General features: G+C 49.4%; 18 protein-coding genes and 2 pseudogenes. 2 read left to right on the top strand and 18 right to left on the bottom strand.

Annotation, left to right across the window (positions count from 1 at the left end):
• Window positions 1-199 precede the first annotated feature (199 nt).
• Window positions 200-994, top strand: coding sequence for a Cof-type HAD-IIB family hydrolase (locus IC21_RS12475; protein ID WP_029142632.1), 795 nt, complete (start codon window positions 200-202; stop codon window positions 992-994).
• A 51-nt stretch (window positions 995-1,045) separates the two neighbouring features.
• Here the strand turns inward: IC21_RS12475 and IC21_RS12470 are convergent, their stop codons facing one another.
• From IC21_RS12470 to IC21_RS12450, 5 genes are all read right to left on the bottom strand, one after another.
• Window positions 1,046-1,423 (bottom strand): replication termination protein, encoded by a 378-nt coding sequence (locus IC21_RS12470; RefSeq protein ID WP_017550391.1) that lies wholly within the window; start codon window positions 1,421-1,423, stop codon window positions 1,046-1,048.
• A 397-nt stretch (window positions 1,424-1,820) separates the two neighbouring features.
• The gene (locus tag IC21_RS12465) at window positions 1,821-3,329 is read right to left on the bottom strand and encodes a class I adenylate-forming enzyme family protein (protein WP_029142633.1); all 1,509 of its coding nucleotides are present in this window, start codon (window positions 3,327-3,329) and stop codon (window positions 1,821-1,823) included.
• Between the two features lie 100 nt (window positions 3,330-3,429).
• Window positions 3,430-4,581 carry a thiolase family protein gene (locus IC21_RS12460; protein WP_029142634.1) on the bottom strand — a complete coding sequence of 384 codons (1,152 nt, stop codon included), beginning with the start codon at window positions 4,579-4,581 and terminating at the stop codon, window positions 3,430-3,432.
• Window positions 4,582-4,830: 249 nt separating this feature from the next.
• Window positions 4,831-5,586, bottom strand: a complete 756-nt coding sequence (locus tag IC21_RS12455) for a 3-hydroxyacyl-CoA dehydrogenase (RefSeq protein ID WP_017550389.1) — start codon at window positions 5,584-5,586, stop codon at window positions 4,831-4,833.
• Window positions 5,587-5,683: 97 nt separating this feature from the next.
• Window positions 5,684-5,863 (bottom strand): H-type small acid-soluble spore protein, encoded by a 180-nt coding sequence (locus IC21_RS12450; protein WP_013859367.1) that lies wholly within the window; start codon window positions 5,861-5,863, stop codon window positions 5,684-5,686.
• Window positions 5,864-5,989: 126 nt separating this feature from the next.
• Between IC21_RS12450 and IC21_RS12445 the strand changes: the two genes are divergently transcribed.
• Window positions 5,990-6,556, top strand: a complete 567-nt coding sequence (locus IC21_RS12445) for an O-acetyl-ADP-ribose deacetylase (protein WP_029142635.1) — start codon at window positions 5,990-5,992, stop codon at window positions 6,554-6,556.
• A gap of 186 nt (window positions 6,557-6,742) precedes the next feature.
• Here IC21_RS12445 and IC21_RS12440 read toward each other — a convergent pair.
• From IC21_RS12440 to IC21_RS12380, 13 genes and pseudogenes are all read right to left on the bottom strand, one after another.
• Window positions 6,743-7,402, bottom strand: a pseudogene (locus tag IC21_RS12440) (R2-like ligand-binding oxidase); the annotation flags it as partial.
• Window positions 7,403-7,580: 178 nt separating this feature from the next.
• Entirely contained in the window at window positions 7,581-8,558 is a 978-nt protein-coding gene (locus tag IC21_RS12435; RefSeq protein ID WP_234969528.1) for an MBL fold metallo-hydrolase, read from the bottom strand.
• Between the two features lie 126 nt (window positions 8,559-8,684).
• Window positions 8,685-9,740 carry a mechanosensitive ion channel family protein gene (locus IC21_RS12430; RefSeq protein ID WP_029142638.1) on the bottom strand — a complete coding sequence of 352 codons (1,056 nt, stop codon included), beginning with the start codon at window positions 9,738-9,740 and terminating at the stop codon, window positions 8,685-8,687.
• Between the two features lie 60 nt (window positions 9,741-9,800).
• Window positions 9,801-11,633: a sigma-54-dependent Fis family transcriptional regulator gene (locus IC21_RS12425; protein WP_029142639.1), complete on the bottom strand. Its 1,833-nt coding sequence runs from the start codon at window positions 11,631-11,633 to the stop codon at window positions 9,801-9,803.
• 138 nt (window positions 11,634-11,771) lie between these two features.
• Window positions 11,772-13,151, bottom strand: coding sequence for a dihydrolipoyl dehydrogenase (gene lpdA, locus IC21_RS12420; RefSeq protein ID WP_029142640.1), 1,380 nt, complete (start codon window positions 13,149-13,151; stop codon window positions 11,772-11,774).
• A gap of 16 nt (window positions 13,152-13,167) precedes the next feature.
• Entirely contained in the window at window positions 13,168-14,376 is a 1,209-nt protein-coding gene (locus IC21_RS12415; RefSeq protein ID WP_029142641.1) for a dihydrolipoamide acetyltransferase family protein, read from the bottom strand.
• Between the two features lie 26 nt (window positions 14,377-14,402).
• Window positions 14,403-15,431, bottom strand: a complete 1,029-nt coding sequence (locus IC21_RS12410) for an alpha-ketoacid dehydrogenase subunit beta (RefSeq protein ID WP_029142642.1) — start codon at window positions 15,429-15,431, stop codon at window positions 14,403-14,405.
• Window positions 15,432-15,456: 25 nt separating this feature from the next.
• Entirely contained in the window at window positions 15,457-16,449 is a 993-nt protein-coding gene (locus tag IC21_RS12405; protein ID WP_013859358.1) for a thiamine pyrophosphate-dependent dehydrogenase E1 component subunit alpha, read from the bottom strand.
• 159 nt (window positions 16,450-16,608) lie between these two features.
• The gene (locus tag IC21_RS12400) at window positions 16,609-17,595 is read right to left on the bottom strand and encodes a DMT family transporter (protein WP_029142643.1); all 987 of its coding nucleotides are present in this window, start codon (window positions 17,593-17,595) and stop codon (window positions 16,609-16,611) included.
• 61 nt (window positions 17,596-17,656) lie between these two features.
• The gene (locus IC21_RS12395) at window positions 17,657-19,036 is read right to left on the bottom strand and encodes a dipeptidase (protein WP_029142644.1); all 1,380 of its coding nucleotides are present in this window, start codon (window positions 19,034-19,036) and stop codon (window positions 17,657-17,659) included.
• A gap of 268 nt (window positions 19,037-19,304) precedes the next feature.
• Entirely contained in the window at window positions 19,305-19,559 is a 255-nt protein-coding gene (locus IC21_RS12390; RefSeq protein WP_003352739.1) for a hypothetical protein, read from the bottom strand.
• A gap of 127 nt (window positions 19,560-19,686) precedes the next feature.
• Window positions 19,687-20,431: pseudogene (locus IC21_RS12385) on the bottom strand (MerR family transcriptional regulator).
• 50 nt (window positions 20,432-20,481) lie between these two features.
• Entirely contained in the window at window positions 20,482-21,000 is a 519-nt protein-coding gene (locus IC21_RS12380; protein ID WP_234969524.1) for a hypothetical protein, read from the bottom strand.
• Window positions 21,001-21,071: the final 71 nt, after the last annotated feature.

The following is a 21,071-nucleotide window of genomic DNA, read 5'->3' as shown; positions in this document are numbered from 1 at the left end:
CAATTATTGATATAATATCCATGGGAAGACCTCTCTCTAGATGTTCATTCAAGGTGTACATTTAGATGATAGAGTGTCTTCCCATTTTTTCCACTCATTTGCCCCTTCGAGTAAAATTTTACACATACGAAGTTTTTTCACATTCATTTTTATTTGTGGTAGAGTAAAAGTGAAAAATCATACATACTGGAGCGAAATGATGGGACACTATGAAGCACTTTTTTTAGATGTGGACGGAACGATTTTGACACCGGAAGATACGATCCAGCCTCCAACAAAGCAGGCTGTGGCCAAGGCAAAAAGGTACGGAATGGAAGTCTTTCTGGCAACTGGGAGGCCGCTTCATGAAATTTCGTGGCTGATGGACGAACTGGATATTCAATCCGCAATCGGCTATAATGGCACGCTTGCTGTTTATAAAGGAAAAAACCTTTTTAAAACGGTAATGGACCCAAAAATTGTGGACAAATTTATTGCCATTGCTGAAAAGCACGGCCATGAAGTCGTTTTGTATACGGACCGGCAAAACTTTATCACTTCTTTTGATGTGCCTGAAGTGGAAAGTTTTATAAAAAAAATCCACCTTCGCCAAAACGCCCCTTTTACACCGGAAGCACATGATCAAATATTGGGCATTACGCTTGTAAATGTCCGGGGAAACGGCGCGGCATTGTATGCGGATTTGCCCGGCCTGCATTTATCCCAGGTCAACATTGACGGATTCAGGCATTGTTACGACGTCATTCTTGAAAAAGTGAATAAAGGAATGGCTGTAGCCAAAACTCTTGATATCCTTGGCATTCCAAAAGAAAAAGCCGTTGCGTTCGGGGACGGCATGAACGATAAAGAAATGCTGCAGGTGGTCGGCGAAAGTTTTGCGATGGCAAACAGCAACCCCGGACTGTTTGCTTATGCAAAACACCGGACGACAAGCGTTACCGAATCCGGCATTTACCATGGTTTGGAAATGCTCGGGGTGATCGATCAAGTATAAGGGGCGTCCGTTTTAACAGTGAATTAAAAAAGCCGGAACACCCGGCTTTTTTTATGAAAAATTATCCCGGAGCGCTTTTTGCAAAAGCTGCTCGCACCGTTCCAAATCAGCCTTGACAAGTTTTTTGTACGCTTTTGCTTTTTCCATGTCTTTAATTTTGTATACAACAACCTCTTTTCTTTTTGCTCCGTCCGGTTTTACTTTTATTTTGGTTAAAATTTGCTCCTCATCTTCCAGTTCATGAAGCGCCCGGTAGATTTCGGAATGCTGCGGTTCGAAACCGAGCGGCTTAAATTCTTTTTTCAGTTCATCCAAAAGCTGCAGCCCGTACCAGCGCCCGTTTTCAATATTGGTGATCATATAAAGTTTCAAAAAGGCGCGCTGTTTGATTAAAAAGCCGGTACTCTCCCTTTGCCGCTTTTCCGCCATGCTGCTCACCCCTTTTTCTTCCATTATAGTAAAATGTGCCGGCAGCACACAAAAAATAACGCTCGAACGTATGTTATTTTAATTGCAGGTTTTTTGTTTTATTGTGTTTTTAGCACACTGTGTATTTTGATTTGTCCCAAAACACTTTCATTTTCTATAAAATGGAAATGCGTTTTATATCCATCCGCGTATCCGGCTATTTTTTTACAGCTGGCAATAGAATGGTGAACATTTAAACAATTGGTTGAAATGAAAAATTTATTTATCTTTTAGCACATAGTGTTATTGAAACAAATTACGCAAAAAAATACCGGCGAATTGCCAGCATTCCGCTTTTCCCAAACGGCATGGGCGCCTTTTCTCAAAATGAGGATTTTTTGCTGCCGTACTGTTTGCCTTATACCCCGGAGATTTGTTTTCGCAAAACGTGTTTTAAAACTTTTCCGCTCGCATTTCGTGGAAGTGCTTGTAAAAATTCCATTTCGGCCGGCCATTTATATTTTGCAAGTTTCCCCGAACAATGGGCGAGCACTTTTTCTTCTGTCAGTGTTTCGCCTTTTTTTACGACAATATAGGCTTTTGGCACTTCCCCGTATATTTCATGCGGAATGCCGACCACTGCCGCTTCCAAAATTTCCGGCATTTCATATAGCACTTCCTCCACTTCCACCGGATAAACATTTTCTCCCCCGCGGATTAACATATCTTTTTTACGGTCAACTAAATAGAGAAAACCGGCTTCATCGAAACGGCCCAAATCCCCGCTATAAAGCCAGCCGTTTTGCAATACCCTCCGCGTTTCTTCTTCATTTTTCAAATATCCTTTCATGACTTGCGGCCCTTTAACAATGATTTCGCCTACTTCCCCGGCGGGAACAGGTGAACCGCCCGCATCTACCACTTGAATTTCCGTTTGCGGCAATGCTTTGCCAACCGAACCGGCCTTTTCCAAAGCAAAACGGTCAGTTAATGTTGAAGCGGCCGGTGCATTTTCGGTCTGCCCGTATAAATTTTGCACTTTTACTTTCGGAAAACGCGTTTTTAACTGGCGCACACGTTCATACGGCATCGGAGACGCGCCATAACAGAACAATCGCAAATAAGAAAGGTCAACTTGAGCCATTTTCGGCGTATTGAGAAGGATACTGTACATTGCCGGCACCCCGAAGAAAACAGTAACTTTTTCTTTTTCCATTGTTTCAAGCGTTTTCTCAGGGGAAAATTGTTCTTCTATGATCATGGTGCCGCCACGGTAGATGGATGGAATGCTAAAGACATGGCATGCCGCGCAATGGAATAACGGAGTTACAATATGCACGCGGTCTTCCCTGCTTAAATCCATTGCCTCAGACCAGATTTGCGCCGCTGCCCGGACATTTGCGGCAGACAGCATGACGCCTTTTGGCCTGCCGGTTGTGCCGGATGTATAAAAAACGACAGCAGTATCATCTGCCTCTATTTGGGGAGTCATAAAAGCATCAGTATTTTCTCCGGCAACAGCCCGGAATGTGTCTTCCCCGCCAACCACCAGGCGGTCTTGGAACTGATGGAACTCGCGCGGAATTTCATGCAGTATATGAAGCAAGTGGGAATCATAGATGAGGGCTTTTGCTTCTGAGTGCTGAAAAATATACTGCACTTCGGGCGGCGCCAATTTTGTATTGACAGGCATGGCTGTAAAACCACCCAGTTGGCAGGCATAATAGGCAATGAGCAGCGCATCGGAATTATGGAGAAAAAGGGCAATCATGTCCCCTTTGTTGTATCCCTTTTTTTGGAAAAAAGCGGCGACATTTACCGACTGCCGGTAAAATTGGGCATAAGTCGTTTTCTTTCCCCGGTAAGACGTGATGATATGGTCCGGTTGATGAATGGCATGCCATTTAAGCTGTTGCCCTACAAACATTTTTACTCCTCCTGTTCGAAAAACCCGGTTTTTCCGTTTGCCGCAGTAAAGCGCCGGCTGCGGCGGTCCTTTCCTGCCTGCAGCCGGAGACAACATGTTTTTAATCCAATCGCTCAATAATCGTCGCGTTTGCCATCCCATAACCTTCGCACATGGTTTGCAAGCCGTAACGATCGTTTGTTCGTTCCAGTTCGTGCACCATCGTTGTCATAAGCCGCGCCCCGCTTGCGCCAAGCGGATGGCCAAGCGCAATCGCACCGCCGTTCGGGTTCAGTTTTTCCGGACTGGCGCCGGTTTCTAAAAGCCAGGCAAGCGGTACGGAAGCAAATGCCTCGTTCACTTCAAATACATCTATATCATCAATCGAAAGGCCCGCCTGGTGCAGCACTTTTTCCGTAGCCGGGATCACCCCCGTCAGCATCAGTGTCGGATCGGACCCGACAACGGCCCGGGCGAGAATACGGAATCGCGGCTTCAGGCCGAGTGACTCTGCTTTTGTGCGGGACATGATTAAAACGGCAGCTGCCCCGTCGCTAATCTGGCTCGCATTGCCTGCCGTGATACGCCCGTCTTCCTGAAAAGCCGGTTTCAGCGCGGCCAATTTTTGAACCGATGTATCTGCACGCGGGCCTTCGTCTTTCACAACCGATACGGCTATGCCATCCGGCTGTTCCGCTTCAACCGGCATGATCTCCCTGTCAAAACGCCCTTCTTTTTGCGCTTGCAATGCACGCCTATGGCTTTCCAACGCATAATGGTCCATCTTTTCACGGCTGATGCCCCACTTTTCCGCAATCAAATCCGCGGACAGCCCTTGATGGATCATGTTGTATTTTGCTGTGAGTACCTTGCTAAATTGTACGCCGCTCCTGTTGGACCCGATCGGAACGCGTGACATGCTCTCAACCCCGCCTGCAATCACCACATCCATATCGCCGGAAAGAACCGCCTGGGCTGCAAAATGCACCGCCTGCTGGCTGGATCCGCACTGGCGGTCAATAGTAACACCGGGCACTTCAATCGGAAATCCGGCGATCAGCGCTGCCTGCCGCGCAATATCAGACGCCTGTTCCCCGACCTGGGAAACGCAGCCCATGATCACATCTTCCACCAAATCCGGGGATATCCCCGTTCGTTTAACCACTTCCTGCAAAACTTTCGCCGCCAGTTCTTCCGCCCGGATCCCGCTTAATAATCCGTTCCGCTTTCCAACGGGTGTCCGAACCGCTTCTACAATGACCGCTTCCCGCATCCGAATTCCCCTCACCATAAAAATTTTCCACTCCGCTTACACCCTGCGTTTTCCAAACCTGCGATTCCGTTTGTAAACCCGCATTTGCACGGGCCTTTTTGAAAAATGGTGCCCGGCCCGGACGAATGCTTTGAAAATCTTATTTATCGGCACGTTAAGCAAACGTCCAATCCGCCGGGCACGTGCGGTTTCAGATATGTTTCCCGCATCTGCCTACCGGCGGATTTTTCCAGCGCCAGCTCACACCCATTACTTCGGCTGCATCCGGATCGCACCGTCAAGGCGGATCGTTTCCCCGTTCAGCATCGGGTTCAGGACAATGCTTTGGACAAGCTGCGCATACTCCGCCGGCCGTCCGAGACGGGGAGGAAACGGCGTCATTTTGCCAAGCGCATCCCTTGCTTTTTCCGGCAAAGAAGCAAAAAGCGGCGTTTCAAATACACCCGGTGCAATCGTGACAACACGGATGCCAAGCCCGGCAAGATCCCTGGCAACCGGAAGTGTCATCCCGACAATGCCGCCTTTTGACGCGCTGTACGCCGCCTGCCCGATCTGCCCTTCAAAAGCGGCAACCGAGGCTGTATTAATGATCAGCCCTCTTTCCCCTTCCTCGTTCGGGCTGTTCTGTGCCATTTTTTCAGCGGCAAGCCGGATCACATTAAAAGTGCCAATCAGGTTCACCTCAATCACTTTCCGGAAAGAGGCAAGATCATGGGCGCCGCTTTTGCCGTATGTTTTTTTCGCCGCTCCGATGCCGGCACAATTCACCAGAATGTTAACGCTTTCAATTTGTTCCAGGGCATATTGGACACTTTTCTCGTCGGTTACATCCGTTTGGAAAAAGCGGACACGGCCTTTTAGTTCCTGCTCCAATTTTGCCCCTTTTTCCTGCTGAAGGTCAAAAACAACCGCCTCCGCGCCGCTTTCCACCAATTTTCTCACCGTTGCTTCCCCGAGTCCTGATGCCCCGCCGGTTACAATGGCTGTGCTGTTTTCCAGATTCATTTGGCCAAACCCCTCTCCCGTGAAAATCCGTTCATATCTAAAATTCTAAATGTTTGTATTTTCGCTGTCAACCGAAAAAAACCGCTCAAAAGCGGTTTTAATGTTCCAGCAAAAAGTTGACGGGAACGCTCATTTTTTTATCCGGATGGTCAAGGGTATGCACCGTTGCCGTTTCTTCCTGCCGGTCAACGTGCTCGATGTAAATCCTTTCCCCGTTCAAGGTGACCGTCACCATTTCCGGCACGTTCATAATTTCCTGCGCACGTCTTGCATCCATATCAAAACCTCCGTTTCTTTTTATAATTAAAGTATGGATAGGGGGGTATGAAACTATACCGGCATTTAAACATCCGCCTCTTCCTGTGCTAAAATAAAACAAAGAACAGAAACGGAGATGATGGGGATGAAGTCTTTTAAAATCGTGCTTGGTGATATTACAAAAGCCAAAACGGACGCCATCGTGAATGCGGCGAATACAACACTGCTTGGCGGCGGCGGCGTGGACGGGGCCATCCACAAGGCAGCAGGGCCCGGGCTCCTGGAGGAATGCCGGAAATTGAACGGATGCCCGACCGGCGAAGCAAAGATAACGAAAGGATACCGGCTCCCGGCAAAATACGTCATTCATACGCCCGGCCCCGTCTGGCAGGGAGGCGGTCATCATGAAGCCGAATTATTGGAAAACAGTTACCAAAACAGCCTGCGCCTCGCTGAATCGAAAGGGCTGCGGACGGTTGCCTTTCCTTCCATCAGCACCGGCGTTTACCATTACCCGGTGGATGCGGCTGCCCGGATCGCTGTCCGCACCATTTGCACATTCCTTGAAACTTCCGGCTCCGTCCAGGAAGTTTGGATGGTTTGCTTTGACGAACGGACAAAACAAGCGTATGAAAAAGCAGCAACAGAATGGGAAAGAATTTCACATAATGGCGAAAAATCCGGCAAAACTGTGGCGATCCTGGTGAATTGAGTCAATCAATTGCTTTTACCAGCATGCCAGCTTTTTTTGCCCGGGCCGGCACGTGCCGGAAAAGCGGGAAAGAAGACATTTTCACAGGTGTTTCGCAGCTGCCGCCGTTTTTCCACACCCATGCCGTTTTACCGGAAACTTACTTTGCCCGTCCCGCTAGATCCCGGGCCCGGATTCTTCCCTGGTTTAGGGGCCTGCAGCCGCTTCCAATTCGGAAAGGTTCTTATATTTTCTGGCCCGGTCGATCTTGCTTTTCCGAATATGAAACTGTTTAACAGCGTATTGCCGCATCATATCCGGCTCGAATACAATCCGCGATTCAACATTTGACTGTTCTCTTTGTAAAACCGCCAGTCCGACAAGGTATTCGACAACGCCGTAAGCGTGCGCCCACAACTCATCCATATAGTCATGGAACAATTTAAACCTTTCCTCATTTCCGACCACAAGCCGCTGTATCGTATAAATGCCAAACTGGATATGCCTGCCTTCATCCATATTTAAATAATCTATGCCCTGTAAAATGCCCGGGAACAAGCCGGCTTTTTTATAAATCTGCCTGAACGAATAATAACCGGATTCCGCAAGCACCCCTTCCACAATCATATTGTAAACCGCCGCCGCACGGATGACCGCTTCAGGCGAATCGTCTGTATAGAGGCGTTCCATTGCTTCGGGCAGCGCTTCGTAAAAAATCCGCTTGTAACTGTCGTTATGGTAAGCCGATAAATCAAGATCGCCGACGCCCACAGCCTGCTGCCATCGCGAAAACATTTCCGTATGTTTGGCTTCATCGTGCAGATAGCTTTCACAACTGATTATATATTCCGAACCTTCCAAGGCCAATTCCTATATATGTAGGGAAAACGTCAGCCCGGTTTGCCGCTTGCCCTATATTTATCGCCCGCCTAAAGCCTTGCCGATACGCAAATCCGCGCATCCGGTTTCGGTTTGCCTGCTGCACGCCTGTTCCTTCGTCGCAAAAAAATCATCTGCTTCTTAAACTGAAGCAGATGCGGGCATATCAGGGCAAAAAATATAAAATTTTACCATTCTCCAGCCGGCTCGAAATTTTCCCGGCGGATTCCAGATAAAGGCATCTTGTAATCGTTGTCATAAACGGCGCAAAAAATTGCTTTAATGCGACATCGCCGTATGTATCCCGGCAGATTTGCGCCGCTGTTTTCTCCCCTTCCTGAAGCGACATGGTCATTTGCTTGAGCCTGTGCTCATGGCGCATCCGGATGCTTTCCGCCCGCGCCTTTACATCGCCGATCAGCCCGCCGTGCCCCGGAAGCGCCACTTTGGCAGGGAGGTCTTTAATCCGGTCGAGCGAATCAAAATAATCCCCAAGCGGGTTTTTGTCGTTTTCAGACCAGGCGGCAACAATGGGGGACAAGTCTTTTAACACATGGTCTCCGAGCACCAGTATTTGCTCTTTGCGATTGTAAAAACAAAAATGGTCCGGCGCATGGCCCGGCGTCCGGATCGCTTCGTAAGGATCATCCCCGAGCAGGACCTGTTCGCCATTTTTAAAAAGCCCGTCCGGTTCAAAATCATATTTCGGGATCTCCCGAGCAAAATTCCGTTTCGGCAAAGCCGGCCCGCCATGTTTTTGCAAAACCGCTTCGTATTTATCATGTGAAGCGGCAAAACGGGCCTTTGTTTCCTGCATGGCCTGAAAGCTTAAATCGGACATGAAAACAGGCACGCTGTATTTTTCTTTCAGCCATTTCGCAAGCCCGAGATGGTCGGGATGCGAATGTGTCAGCACAATTTTTTCAATGGGAAAAACCGATGCCAGCACTTTGTTCCATGTTTCCTTCGCCGTTTCATGGCAGTCCCCTGTGTCCACAATGGTGTACCCTTTTTCCCCTTTAAAAAGATAGCAATTGACCTCCCGCATGCCAAACGGAAAACGGACGACCAGTTTCCACACATTTTCCGCCACTTTCGTGAAGTCGCACGAATCCTTTTTTTCCGTAAAACTTGCCAAATCCATCCCCTCCTTCTATAAGGATAACTTTTCGGAGGGGCGGGGGCAAATTTTTTCACTTTTTTTAATCATACGCGTAATGCCACCAATAAGGCAGATGGCGCAAAAAGTGCCTGCTTTTTTGGGTTGGCCTCAACTGTCACGCAAAATCACCTGTTCGATCGGTTCTTTTGCAAATTCAATGCCGTTTTCGCGGAACAGCCGGACGATCACATGGCGCATTTCATTTTCAATCCCGTCTTTCTGGCTGCCCGGCAAAAGCGGGATCTCTACAAGAAAATCAAAGCTATGGCTCCGCAGCCGGATCAGCTTTACAGACGCAGTCGTATCCGGCGCCAGACTGTGATCTGCTTCTTTCACTATTTCAAAAGCCTGGTGCAGCAGCTTTTCCACCTTTTTTGTATCCATTCCGGAACTGACGCTGACCTGGATAGAGGCAGAGGGCTTTTCCGTCGTCCGGTTTTTAATGACCTGTTCAATAAAATATTGATTCGGGACAATCAGCGTGCCGCTTTTATCGAGCCGGACCGTCGTGGCACGGAGATTGATTTTTTCCACTCTGCCGGTTTCCTCATTGATTTCAACCGTTTCCCCGATTTCAATCGGGCGTTCAAATAAAATGATGATCCCGGATACGAAGTTTGAAGCGATGTTGCGCATGCCGAAGCCGAGCCCGATCCCGATTACGCCTAAAACCGCCCCGAGCGCGGACAGGTCAAGGCCGACCGTTGTAAAGCTGATACAAAGTGCAGCAATCATGACAGTATAATAAATGAGGCGGTTAAATGTATACCCGAGCCCGCGGTCAACGTGGTAATGGTCATAAACGGTTGAAAGCACATATTTTGTCAGAAGCTTCACAAGCCGGTGCGCGAGTGTGACAATCATTAAAGCGACAATCAGCAAAAACGGCGTGACATCAAGCCCGCCTTTGGAATAAAGCGGGTAAAACAACCACCTGTTATTGGAGAAATCAAACAGGAAAATCATCAGCACACCGTATAAACAAGCCCAGTTTGTAATCGAATAAACCGCCGGCACTACCGTTTTTTGCAGCCGGCGGTTCCTTTTGGCTGCAACCGATACCGTCCACTTCAGCAGCTTGCCGGCAACAAGCAGCACTGCCGTACCCAGCGCAAAACGAAAAAGATGAATGTCCGAGAATGCTTTCCATACTGTATCCAACAACATAACCACCCGGTTCCAAGATGATATTTTTTCTATACCCTGAAACCTAGCATTCAATCGTTACAAGCCGTATTTCCGCAGTTTCCTGTAAAATGTGCTGCGCGGAATATCCAGCATTTTCGCCGCTGCCGCCGCATTTCCTTTCGTATGTTTCAAAGCTTCCAGGATCATATCGCGCTCAATCGCTTCCCGCGGGGTCAGCGGTGCGTCCTGTTTTTCTTTGCCGCAAAGTCCAGTCTGCCCGGAAACATATTCGTCCACATACCGTTCCGCTTCTTCTTCACCGGCCAGTGCAAGCAGCCGCACATTTTCGATCACATTCATCAGTTCGCGGATATTGCCGGGCCAATGATAATCCTGCATTTTTTTCAAAACCGCCGGTGGGATTTCGAAGTCTTGATTTTTTTTCCTGCCGATATACTGAATCAAAGCAGGCAAGTCTTCTTTTCTTTCGCGCAAGGCAGGAAGGCGGACGGGAAAAACATACAGGCGGTAAAACAAATCTTCACGGAACTTCCCTTGTTTCACGAGCTTCGGCAAATCCTTGTGGGTCGCGGCAATGATCCGGACGTCCACAGCCACTTCTTTTGTGGCACCGACCGGCACAACTTTTCTATCCTGCAGGACGCGGAGCAGCGCCGTTTGCATGGCAGGCGGCAGCTCGGCCACTTCGTCAAGAAATAAGGTTCCGCCATGGGCCTGCTCGAATTTTCCTTTATGGCCGCCCCGTTTTGCGCCGGTAAACGCCCCGTCGGCATAACCGAAAAACTCGCTTTCCATTAATTCTTTCGGCACAGCCCCGCAATTGACGGCAATAAACGGGCCGTTTTTCCGGCTACTGTTTTCATGGATGGCACGTGCGACCAGCTCCTTTCCTGTCCCGGTCTCGCCCGTGATAAAACAAGTGGTATCAGAAAGGGAGGCAATCCGGGCTTTGCGCAACGTTTCCTGAAAACTTTTGCTTATGCCGGTGACGCCGCGGAAGACGAACCTTTCTTTTGGAAGAATGGTACCAGAAAGATTTTTATTTTCAGATAAAAAGAAACAAGTGCCGATTTTTTCCCGGCTGGAAGGCAATGGAATGGATTGGTTTACAATGGTATCCGTTTGGGAGGTCAATTCTTCAATCGTTCTGCCAAAATAATCCGGCAATTTCTCCCGGAGCGGCCGGCTTGCCGCCACGGTTTTTCCTTCTTCATCCATAATGGCGAGTAACCGGTCCCCGTACTGGTCCGAAAGTTCAACAGCCTTTTGGATGAAACGTTCATGCCGGCTTTTTGCCAGGCGTACCATTTCCTGCTCTGCTGTATAAGCGAGCGATGAAACCATGGCGAGCATGAAAGGGTGGGATTCGGTATATGGGCATGTTAAGTCCATGACGCCAACAAGATTCCTTTGGCTGTCGTAAACCGGCGCAGCCGCACAGCTCCACTGGTGGGAGGCAACCGAAAAATGCTCAGGGCCGTTCACCATCACGGCTTCCCCCGTCTCAAGCGCAGTGCCGATCGCATTCGTGCCGACCCGCTCTTCCGTCCAACAAACCCCTTCGACAAAATTAATTTTTTGCGCTTCAAAAATGGTTTTCCGGTTTCCTGATACGGACAGCACATGCCCGCAAGGATCAATCAGGAGCGCCATCATGCCGGCTTCCTGAAACACAGGCTCCATCTTTTTCACATGGCGTTCGGCAATATTTAAAAAATCTTTATGCCTTTCCCGGTGTGCCAATAGTTTTTCAACCGGCAGGATATGCTGCCCTTTCCGCAAATAGGGGTTAACATCCCGTTTTTTACAGCGGTACCACGATTCAGCGATCCGGTTGTTGATTCTCCCAGAATCCAATATCCCTTCCTGGACAAACTTTTTCCACGTATTCCAATAACATACAGCCATCTTTCATCCCTCCGACTCATCATAGAAAATTGCGCATCAGGAAGAAAGTCGTGATGTTCTTTTCTATTATAATCGAATGTGGAAAGCGTTTTCAATATAGAATGAATATGCCCGGCAGTCCCAAACTGCCGGGCATGGTTATACGTGCACCGGATGGCCCTGTGCGTTTAAAACGGCTTCGTGGATAGCTTCTGAGACGGTCGGATGGGCGGCAATCAAGCGTTCAAGCAGATCAGCCGTCATTTCCCCGTTCAGCATCAATACCCCCTGCCCGACCAGTTCGGTTGCATGCGGGCCGCAAATGGACAGGCCGACCACCTCTTCGTATTCCGGTTCGATGATGACTTTCACTTTCCCGGCCTGTTCCCCGCTGATCATCGCCTTTCCGTTTGCCGAAAACGGATATTCGCCGATCCGGACAGCACCGTACACTTCTTTCGCCTGCTTTTCGGTAAGGCCGGTTGCGGCAATTTCCGGAAACGTATAAATACAGCGGGGAACGGCCTTATAATCCGCACTTGCCTCGATTCCCGATGCATTGAGCGCAGCCACTTTTCCTTCATGGAAAGCGACATGCGCAAGCTGGATGCCGCCAATACAATCCCCGCAGGCATAAATATGGGGGATGTTCGTCTGCATCTTTTCATTGACTTTAATGCCCGATTTTTCATACGCCACCTCGGCATTTTCGAGTCCGATCCCGTTGACAGACGGTTTCCGGCCGATTGCAACCAGCACATGCGCCCCGTAAATCTCGCGCGTGTTCCCTCCCTGCTCAATCAGCACACATTTCTTGTCACGGTCCAGTTTTTTAACGGCAGCCGATGTATAAATATCCACCCCGTCTTTTTCAAGCTGCTCTTTTAAAATACCCGCGATATCCGCATCTTCCCCCGGCAAAATATGCGCGGCCATCTCTATGATCGATACTTTTGCCCCAAGCCGGCTGTAAATGCTCGCAAACTCACAGCCGATTACCCCACCGCCAATGACCACGAGCGATGGAGGCACGCTGGGAAGAGACATGGCCTGCGTGCTGTCGATGATCCAGTTTCCGTCAAACGGCGCAAACGGGAGGGCTGCCGGTTCAGACCCTGTTGCGATGATGAACTGGTCCGCTTTTATTTCAACCGTGCCGTCCAGCGTTTCTGCAAGGACAACATGGGGTGACTGGAATGCCGCTTTTCCCTGCACGATTTTGATTTTGTTTTTTTTCATTAAGTAATGGATGCCCTGCACAAGCCGGGAAACGATTGCATTTTTCCTTTCAAGCAGGGCGGGCCAGTCAATGGACACCGCTTCCTTGTTCACCCGGATCCCGAATTTGCCCGCTTCCCGGATGTCCCGGTAGCGCCTTGCACTTTCCAAAAGCGTCTTGGTCGGCATGCACCCTTCATTTAAGCATGTGCCGCCTAAGTTTGCCTGTTCAAATAAAATGACATCCGCACCCTGCTGTGCTGCTGTAATGGCAGCGACGTAGCCCGCAGGCCCGCCGCCTAAAATCCCGATGGTTCCCATCCTGATCCCTTCTTTCCTACAAAAGCATCGTAACTGGTTCTTCCAAATATTGCTTGACCGTTTGCAGGAAGGCTGCTGCCGGCGCCCCGTCGAGCACGCGGTGGTCAAACGTCAGGCTGAGCGGCAGCCGGCTCCGTTTTTCAATTTTGTCCCCGATAAAAACAGCTTCATCCGAAACGGCACCGACACCCAATATCCCGGCTTCCGGCGGGTTCAAAATAGGCGTGAAAAATTCGACGCCGCTTGCACCCAGGCTTGAAATGGTGAAAGTGGACCCTTGCATCTCATCTGCCGGAAGTTTCCCGGCTCTTGCTGCCGCTGCTTTTTCTTTGATTTCTTTTGCCAGATCGATCAGCGATTTGCTTTCGGCATGGCGGATGACCGGGACAACAAGCCCTTTTTCAACCGCCGTTGCAATGCCCAAATGGATTTCCAGGTAAGTGACGATGGTGTTATCCATAAACGCACTGTTCATTTCCGGATGGTTTTCGAGGGCAAGGATGGCAGCCCTTGCTGCAAAATCCGTGATCGTCAGTTTGCTGCCGTACCGTTTTGCAATTGTCTCTTTCACTTGCGTTTGCAGCGCCAATAGTTCCGTGACATCCGCTTTCATCGTGATCGTCAGCTGTGCAGCCGATTGCAGGCTTAAATGCATGCGTTCTGCGATCACTTTGCGCATGCCGGATACCGGTATGCGCTGCGGTTCTTCTGCCACCGCCTGGACGGGGATGTCCTGTTTGCGGCTTTCTTTTGCCGACGCAATGGCCTGTTCCACATCTTCTTTTGTAATCCTGCCCCCCGGGCCGGTCCCTATTATATCTTCCGGTTTGATGCCTGATGCTTCCGCCATTTTCCGCGCGACCGGGGAAATTTTCACGCGCGCTTTTCCCGGCTTTTTCGGGGGCGGTGCGGGATGTGCCGCCTGTATTTCTTCTTTTTGGCCTTTTTCTTCCTGCACCGGGGCTGCTGTTGCCGCCACTTCTTCATCCGGATTTCCGATATAGCAAATCACCGTTCCCGGCGGCACTCCCTTTCCTTCCGGCACATTGATTTTTAATACACTGCCGTCCGCAGGGGACTCGATTTCCATTTCTATTTTTTCCGAACTGATGCTGGCGATCGGGTCGCCTTTTTTAACGGCTTCTCCTTCTGTTTTATTCCACTGTGAAACGGTTCCTTCTTTCATTGCCATCCCAAGTTTGGGCATAATGACTTCAACCGGCATGCCAACCACTCCTTTCTATCTGTCTGTTATTGCCCGACCGGTTCTCCCAAGAGCTCTGATACCGCCTGCACAATTTTCCCGGCGGACGGCAAATACAAATCTTCAAGCGGCGGCGAGAACGGAACCGGCGTGTGCGGTGCCGTGATCCGTTTGATCGGGGCATCCAGATCATCAAATCCTTTATCGGCAACAAGCGCCGCAATATCGGTTGCCACATTGCACCGCGGGTTCGCTTCATCGACGACAACGAGCCGGTTTGTTTTTGCGACCGACTGGAGAATCGCCCCTTCATCGAGCGGCGATAAACTGCGCGGATCAATCACTTCCGCTTCAATGCCATCTTTGGCAAGCCGGTCTGCCGCTTCAAGTGCGGTCTGTACCTGTTTGCCGACCGCAACAATGGTGATGTCGCTTCCTTCACGTTTCGTGTCCGCCTTGCCGAGCGGAATCGTATAGTAATCTTCGGGCACTTCCCCTTTTATGTTGTAAAGCGTTTTATCTTCAAAAAAGATAACCGGGTCATTGTCTTCGATCGCAGCCAAAAGCAGCCCTTTCGCATCATATGGCGTTGACGGCACGGCGACTTTTAAGCCCGGAATCGATGTAAACAGCGCATATAGGCTTTGCGAGTGCTGGGCCGCCGCCCGGAAACCGGCGCCGTGCATCGTCCGGACCGTCACCGGCACTTGCGCCTTTCCGCCAAACATGTACCGGAATTTCGCGCCCTGGTTAAGCACTTCGTCCAGACAGCTGCCGATAAAATCGTTGAACATGAGCTCTGCAATCGGCCGCAATCCTGTTGAAGCGGCAGCCATCGCAGCCCCCATATAGCCCGCTTCCGTAATCGGCGTATCAAGAATCCGCCCGCGGCCGAATTCCTGGACAAGGCCTTTCGTCACGCCAAGCACGCCGCCCCATGCTTCTTCATCCTGCAGATGGTCGACTTCCGCGCCGCCGGCAACGTCTTCCCCCATCAAAATCACGTTTTCATCTCTTCTCATCGCCAGTTTCATCGCTTCGTTAATGGCCTGCGAAAAAGAAATTTGTCTTCCCATTGGAAAAGCCTCCTTTTTTCATGGATTAGTAGGATACATAAACATCCTTCAAAAGTTCGGTAGGGTCCGGATACGGGCTGTCTTCGCCGAATTTCACGGCTTCTTCGATCTCCTGTTCCACTTTTTGTTCCAGGCTGTTGATGTCTGCTTCGCTGAGCAGGTTTTGTTCAAGCACAAATTTTTTAAATTGGACGATCGCATCTTTTTCATTCAGCTGCTTCGCCTTTTCTGCTTCCGCTTTATAAGTCTGGGCATCCCCTTCAAAATGTCCGTAGTTCCGGTACGTCACGCATTCGATCAGCGACGGGCCTTCCCCGTTGCGGGCGCGTTCCACCGCTTCTTTTGCCGCCTGGTACACCGCAACAATATCTTTCCCGTCGACACGGACACCCGGAATATCGTAAGCAACGGCGCGGTCGGCAATCGTTTTGCAGCTTGATGCATAATGGAATGGCGTCGCTTCCCCGTAGCCGTTATTTTCCGCCACAAAGATGACCGGAAGTTTCCATACGGCTGCCAGATTGATGCCTTCGTGAAACGTACCGTGGTTATTTGCGCCGTCCCCAAAGAAGCAAACGCTTACATTATTTGTCTTTTTATATTTCGCTGTCAATGCCGCGCCGCAAGCCAGCGGGAACCCGCCGCCGACAATCCCGTTTGCGCCGAGCATGCCTTTGTCGAGGTCGGCAATATGCATGGAACCGCCTTTTCCTTTGCACAGGCCTGTCGCTTTCCCGTAAATTTCCGCCATCATCCCTTTTAAATCGCAGCCTTTCGCGATACAGTGGCCGTGGCCGCGGTGTGTGCTTGTGATCATATCCTGGTCATCTAAGTGGGCGCAAACGCCGACCGCAACCGCTTCCTCGCCGGCATACAAGTGGACAAAACCCGGTAAAATGCCGGTCGCAAACACTTCATGCACTTTGTCTTCAAACTTGCGGATTTCAAACATTTTTTGCAACATCCACTGCGCTTTTTCCTTCGTGATCTGCAGTTCGCCCGCTTTTACTGTTTCCATTTATCCATCCTCCTTATCGTCACCTTTCACTTTGTAAATAAGCAAGAAGTGTGCCAACTGAAAACCCCGCTTTCATCCCGTTTCTTCCAGGCGGCACATAAAAAAATGAGACAAACCGGGACAGCTGTCTCATTTTGTCTCATTTTTTCCCATATTTTCTTATCCGCTGATTTCTGACTTTTTCATCCTCCATGCAGCCGGCGCAACCGTTTTTCGTGACATCAGGCTGTGCAGCACCATGCCGGCTGCAACCGTGAGGATGCCGAACCGGGACAACAGCGATGGCGCCGCAACCGGTAAAATGGCCATCTCCCCGAACAGCGCAAACAGCACTTCCAATGACTGGGTCGCTTCCACAAGCGATAATTTTTGCATGTCACCGCGGACAAGATCGGTTGCCCGGAAAAACAATACCGTGGCAATCACCCCGGAAAAGACCGCAACCACGCCTGATTGCACGATTTGGTTTCCGGACGGCGGGCCGGACGCCTTTAAACCGTACAATGACAGGATAAACCAGAACGGCAGGCTGGCAAGCGTCATGCCGAGCACACGCTGGAATGTATCGAGCCGGCCTTCGCACAATTCCATCATTTTCCGGTTGCCCAAAGGATAAGCAAAAGTCGCCACAATGACTGGAAGGACACCCAGTATCATTTCCCGGAAGCTGATCCGGCCGGCCTGCTCAAGCTGCATCATCAAAACGCCGAGCAAAATCACAAGCGACCAGCGCAAGCCGCGGAACGGGATGGGCTCCCGGATTTTTAGCAGGCCCTTTGGCGTCTCCACCGTTTTAAAAAAGAACGGGGCAAGCAGCGAACCGGATAAAATCGTGATCTGCCAGGTGGCGGCCACGAGCCATCCGGGCGCATAAGCTGCCGAAAAACATAACGGCGCATAAAAAAGAACAAAACCGGTAAAGCTCCACAATAACAACCCGGCCGGATGCTTTTTCATTTCCGCCCATAAGGCTTTAAAATTTTTCCTGGCAAGCACGATCACAAGCAAAAACGGAACCATCAAAATGTACCGGAGGGAGGCGCTCCAAATCCAGCTGCCGCCCGACAGTTCCATCGACCGGTTTAAAACAAATGTCGCCGCGAAAAAGAAGGCGGCACATACCCCCAATAAGACCGGACGCAACATCTCCCACATCCTTTTTAAAGCGTTTTAAAGAAATCCCGCATGCGGGGCATTCCTCCATATCTTATGAAAGCGGCCATGTTTTGAGCTCGTTCCAATACGTGCAAATGGTCTGGATGCCTTTATCAAAATTTTCAAGATGGAAATGTTCGTTCGGCGCATGGGCATTTTCCGACGAAAGGGCAAATCCCATCAGCACGACCGGAATTTTTAAAATGCGGTCAAATTCTGCGACAATCGGGATCGACCCGCCGCCCCTTGTATAAGTAACCGGCACGCCGTACACTTTTTCATACGCTTTTCCGCAAAGCTGGATGGCAGGATGCTTGCGCGGCGTGACATACGGGTAACCTTTGTCAAATTCGGTTACAGAAACGGTTACGCCTTTTGGGGCATGGGCTTCAATATGTTTTTTCAGCAACGACAGAATTTCGTACGGATCCTGGTTTGGCACAAGGCGGCAGGTCACTTTCGCAAAGGCTTCAGACGGCAAAACGGTTTTCAGGCCTTCCCCGGTAAAACCGCTTTGTAAGCCGTTGATCTCAAGCGTCGGCCGGACGGATGTTCTTTCTGCGTACGAGTAGCCTTTTTCCCCGAACAATACAGGCACGCCAAGCTGCGCCTGTATTTGGCTTTCATATGCCGCCTGTTTTGCGAACGCTTCTTTTTCTTCCGGCGTGCTTGCTTCCACTTTGTCATAAAAGCCTTCCACCAAAACCCTGCCGTCCTGGTCATGGAAGGATGCCAGCAATTCAACCAGCGCAGTGGCAGCATTTTGCACCCCGCCGCCGTATTCGCCGGAATGAAGATCGCTTGATGCGCCTTTTACATGGATTTCAAGGCCGCATAAGCCGCGCAGCCCGTAGCAGATCGTCGGTTTTCCCAATTCTGGCATGCCGGTACCGGAAACGACGATCAAATCCGCTTTTAAAAGTTCCTGATGCGCTTCTGCAAATGGCGCAAGATTCGGGCTGCCGATTTCCTCTTCCCCTTCAAACAACACTTTGATATTGACAGGCAGTTCCCCTTCCGTTTCCATCAGCGCCTCGATCGCTTTGATATGCATAAACACCTGCCCTTTATCATCGCTCACGCCGCGGGCAAAAATTTTGCCATCGCGGATCTCCGGTTTGAACGGATCGCTTTTCCAGAGGTTCAGTGGGTCAACCGGCTGGACGTCGTAATGCCCGTAAATCAAGACGGTCGGCCTCCCGTCTGCGTGAAGCCAGTCGCCGTATACAACCGGGTTGCCTTTCGTTTCCATCACTGCGGTATGTTCGAGACCTATTTTCCCAAGCTCCGCTTTCAGCCATTCCGCTGCTTTTCTCACATCTGTTTGATGTTCGGATAAGGAACTGACACTCGGGATTTGGAGAAAATCAAACAGTTCTTTTAAATGCTGCTCCTGGTGTTCCTTTAAATATTGCTGATAGGTTTGTGGCATTCCTATACCTCCTTGCTTGGAGCATTTTTTGGCGGTATTAGCTATTCGCCAAGCTCACCACACCCAAAACGAGGAACCTAGAGGTTGAGCTTGCTCTGAATATGATACCGCCAAAAACCGCCAGTGCTTCCGATCAAGAAAAAGCTCTTTAACAAAGTATTGTAACGCTAAATTCGTGGGGTTTAGCCCCCACACGACTAGCCAGCTACCTCCCCAAAACAAGGGAAAACAAAAAGAACACACTTCTACTTAAGTGTGTTCTCAAAAACTAAAATAATTGAGTTGTTAAGAAATCTAAAAGATAACCAAAAAACATTACTAGAAAAAAACTAAAGAATGTTATGGTATTACCTATGATTAAAACTTTAGATTTTATACTTACAGCGAGAAGAAGCCCAATACCGGAAAAAACAAATGTTAAAATCCATAAAAATGATGGTTGTTGAAATACAATATTAGGTACCCAAAGCAATAAGGAAATAATTATCGTAATTGTAGCTAGAATTTTAATAATAGTATCCATATACTCCCTCCTTGTCATGCTTTCTCTTTATTGTAAGACAAGTTTCATTAATTTTCCAATTTATTTTGAAAGGCGGCAAACGAAAAAAAGAAAGCAGGAGCCCTTTTTTTGGCAGCTCCTGCTTTTTTTATTCCTCCGTTTGATTCGCAAATTCCGCCATGGCTGCGGCCATAAACGTTGCAAGCCCTTCGCCAAATTGATCAATGTTTTTTGTAAACCGGCTGTCTTCTATATACATTTGGCCAAGCCCTTTAAAGGCTTCCGGCGTATAATTCCCGAAATGGCGGTTTAAAAAATCAAACCATTTCCGGATCGCTGTCTGCGCTCCTTGTGCGCGCGGGTCCGTATGGCGGATGGCGGCAAGCTCACGGTAAATCCCGTTCATTTCAGCAGCCAAGGTGGATTTTTCATCCCCGGTCAGCCCCGCTATTCCCGCTTCCGCTGCATCTACTGCCTGATCCCCCCCATTTTTCGCGTGCCTCACGCGCATACGGATTGTTGTCAAAGCGGAAACCGGCAAATTTTTCTTCACTAGACATTTCCATTCCCTCTTTCTCCGATTGGATTGTTTTTTCGATCAAGGCAATCATTTTCGCGAGCCGCTTCTGTTTTTCAATCAGCAAATGGCGCTGGAGCTCGAGCGCCCCGAGCCTGTCAAACGAAGGGCTTTCAATGATTTCCTTGATCTTTTGCAAAGGGAAGCCCAATTCCTTGAAAAATAAGATTTGCTGGAGCGTTTTTAGGTTTTCTTCCGAATAGTGCCGGTAACCGGACGGTGAAACTTCAGCCGGTTTTAGCAGCTCGATGTCGTCATAATGGCGCAATGTCCGGATGCTGACGCCGGCCAGCTCTGCAACTTCTTTAATACTCATCGTGCAGCCCCCCTTCCTTTTTTACTGTAAGGGGTGACGCAGCGTGAGGGTCAAGACATTTTTTCAAGTTTTTCCTGGAGGGCAAACAGCACTTCGTAAATTTTTACGAAAGCTTCCATGAGCGGCATTTCTTCCTTGAAACCGGGCACATCGTTCAACGGAAAGTTCACATCCCAGATGCCTTCATTGCCATCAAAAACGATTTCCCCTTTCCCGTCTCCTTCGAGCAGTTCAGACAATCCCGTTTGAATCGCCGGCCCGTATTTCTTCTGCACTTTGAGCCCGAGCATGCAATTGTAATGGCCGAAGACATCATCCAGCTCAAGGGCAATCCCGTCGACGCCGATGATGCCAAACCAGTCTGACACGATGTAGACATATTCTTTCCTATGCTTTTTCAAATAGATGACAGGTTCATTTAAAAACGCCGCCGTTTCCACCGCAAGGGTCTCATCGGCTTCCTTGCTGCACCGTTCAATAGATGCATCGGCAAAACGGGCGGTACCCTCTTTTTCAACAATTTCTTTTTCCCTGACAGCATCTTTGAAAAAATCCTTATAGCGCTCCAAATACGCTATTTCTTGTTTACATAATATTATTATAGTATCCTTCTGGTTTTCGATATATGTTTTTAAATTTT

This window comes from Heyndrickxia coagulans DSM 1 = ATCC 7050 (genome assembly GCF_000290615.1).
In the GTDB taxonomy this organism is placed as follows: domain Bacteria; phylum Bacillota; class Bacilli; order Bacillales; family Bacillaceae_C; genus Weizmannia; species Weizmannia coagulans.
This window is presented reverse-complemented; position numbering and strand designations above follow the sequence as displayed.

Bases quoted from the DNA above. Each gene is read 5' to 3' on its own strand.
- IC21_RS12395 (WP_029142644.1), bottom strand. From the start codon at position 19,036: ATGCCACAAACCTATCAGCAATATTTAAAGGAACACCAGGAGCAGCAT.
- IC21_RS12390 (WP_003352739.1), bottom strand. From the start codon at position 19,559: ATGGATACTATTATTAAAATTCTAGCTACAATTACGATAATTATTTCC.
- IC21_RS12445 (WP_029142635.1), top strand. From the start codon at position 5,990: ATGAAGTCTTTTAAAATCGTGCTTGGTGATATTACAAAAGCCAAAACG.
- IC21_RS12400 (WP_029142643.1), bottom strand. From the start codon at position 17,595: ATGTTGCGTCCGGTCTTATTGGGGGTATGTGCCGCCTTCTTTTTCGCG.
- IC21_RS12405 (WP_013859358.1), bottom strand. From the start codon at position 16,449: ATGGAAACAGTAAAAGCGGGCGAACTGCAGATCACGAAGGAAAAAGCG.
- IC21_RS12410 (WP_029142642.1), bottom strand. From the start codon at position 15,431: ATGGGAAGACAAATTTCTTTTTCGCAGGCCATTAACGAAGCGATGAAA.
- IC21_RS12455 (WP_017550389.1), bottom strand. From the start codon at position 5,586: ATGAATCTGGAAAACAGCACAGCCATTGTAACCGGCGGGGCATCAGGA.
- IC21_RS12425 (WP_029142639.1), bottom strand. From the start codon at position 11,633: ATGGCTGTATGTTATTGGAATACGTGGAAAAAGTTTGTCCAGGAAGGG.
- IC21_RS12450 (WP_013859367.1), bottom strand. From the start codon at position 5,863: ATGGATGCAAGACGTGCGCAGGAAATTATGAACGTGCCGGAAATGGTG.
- IC21_RS12415 (WP_029142641.1), bottom strand. From the start codon at position 14,376: ATGCCGGTTGAAGTCATTATGCCCAAACTTGGGATGGCAATGAAAGAA.
- IC21_RS12465 (WP_029142633.1), bottom strand. From the start codon at position 3,329: ATGTTTGTAGGGCAACAGCTTAAATGGCATGCCATTCATCAACCGGAC.
- IC21_RS12460 (WP_029142634.1), bottom strand. From the start codon at position 4,581: ATGCGGGAAGCGGTCATTGTAGAAGCGGTTCGGACACCCGTTGGAAAG.
- lpdA (WP_029142640.1), bottom strand. From the start codon at position 13,151: ATGGGAACCATCGGGATTTTAGGCGGCGGGCCTGCGGGCTACGTCGCT.
- IC21_RS12470 (WP_017550391.1), bottom strand. From the start codon at position 1,423: ATGGCGGAAAAGCGGCAAAGGGAGAGTACCGGCTTTTTAATCAAACAG.
- IC21_RS12475 (WP_029142632.1), top strand. From the start codon at position 200: ATGGGACACTATGAAGCACTTTTTTTAGATGTGGACGGAACGATTTTG.
- IC21_RS12435 (WP_234969528.1), bottom strand. From the start codon at position 8,558: ATGGATTTGGCAAGTTTTACGGAAAAAAAGGATTCGTGCGACTTCACG.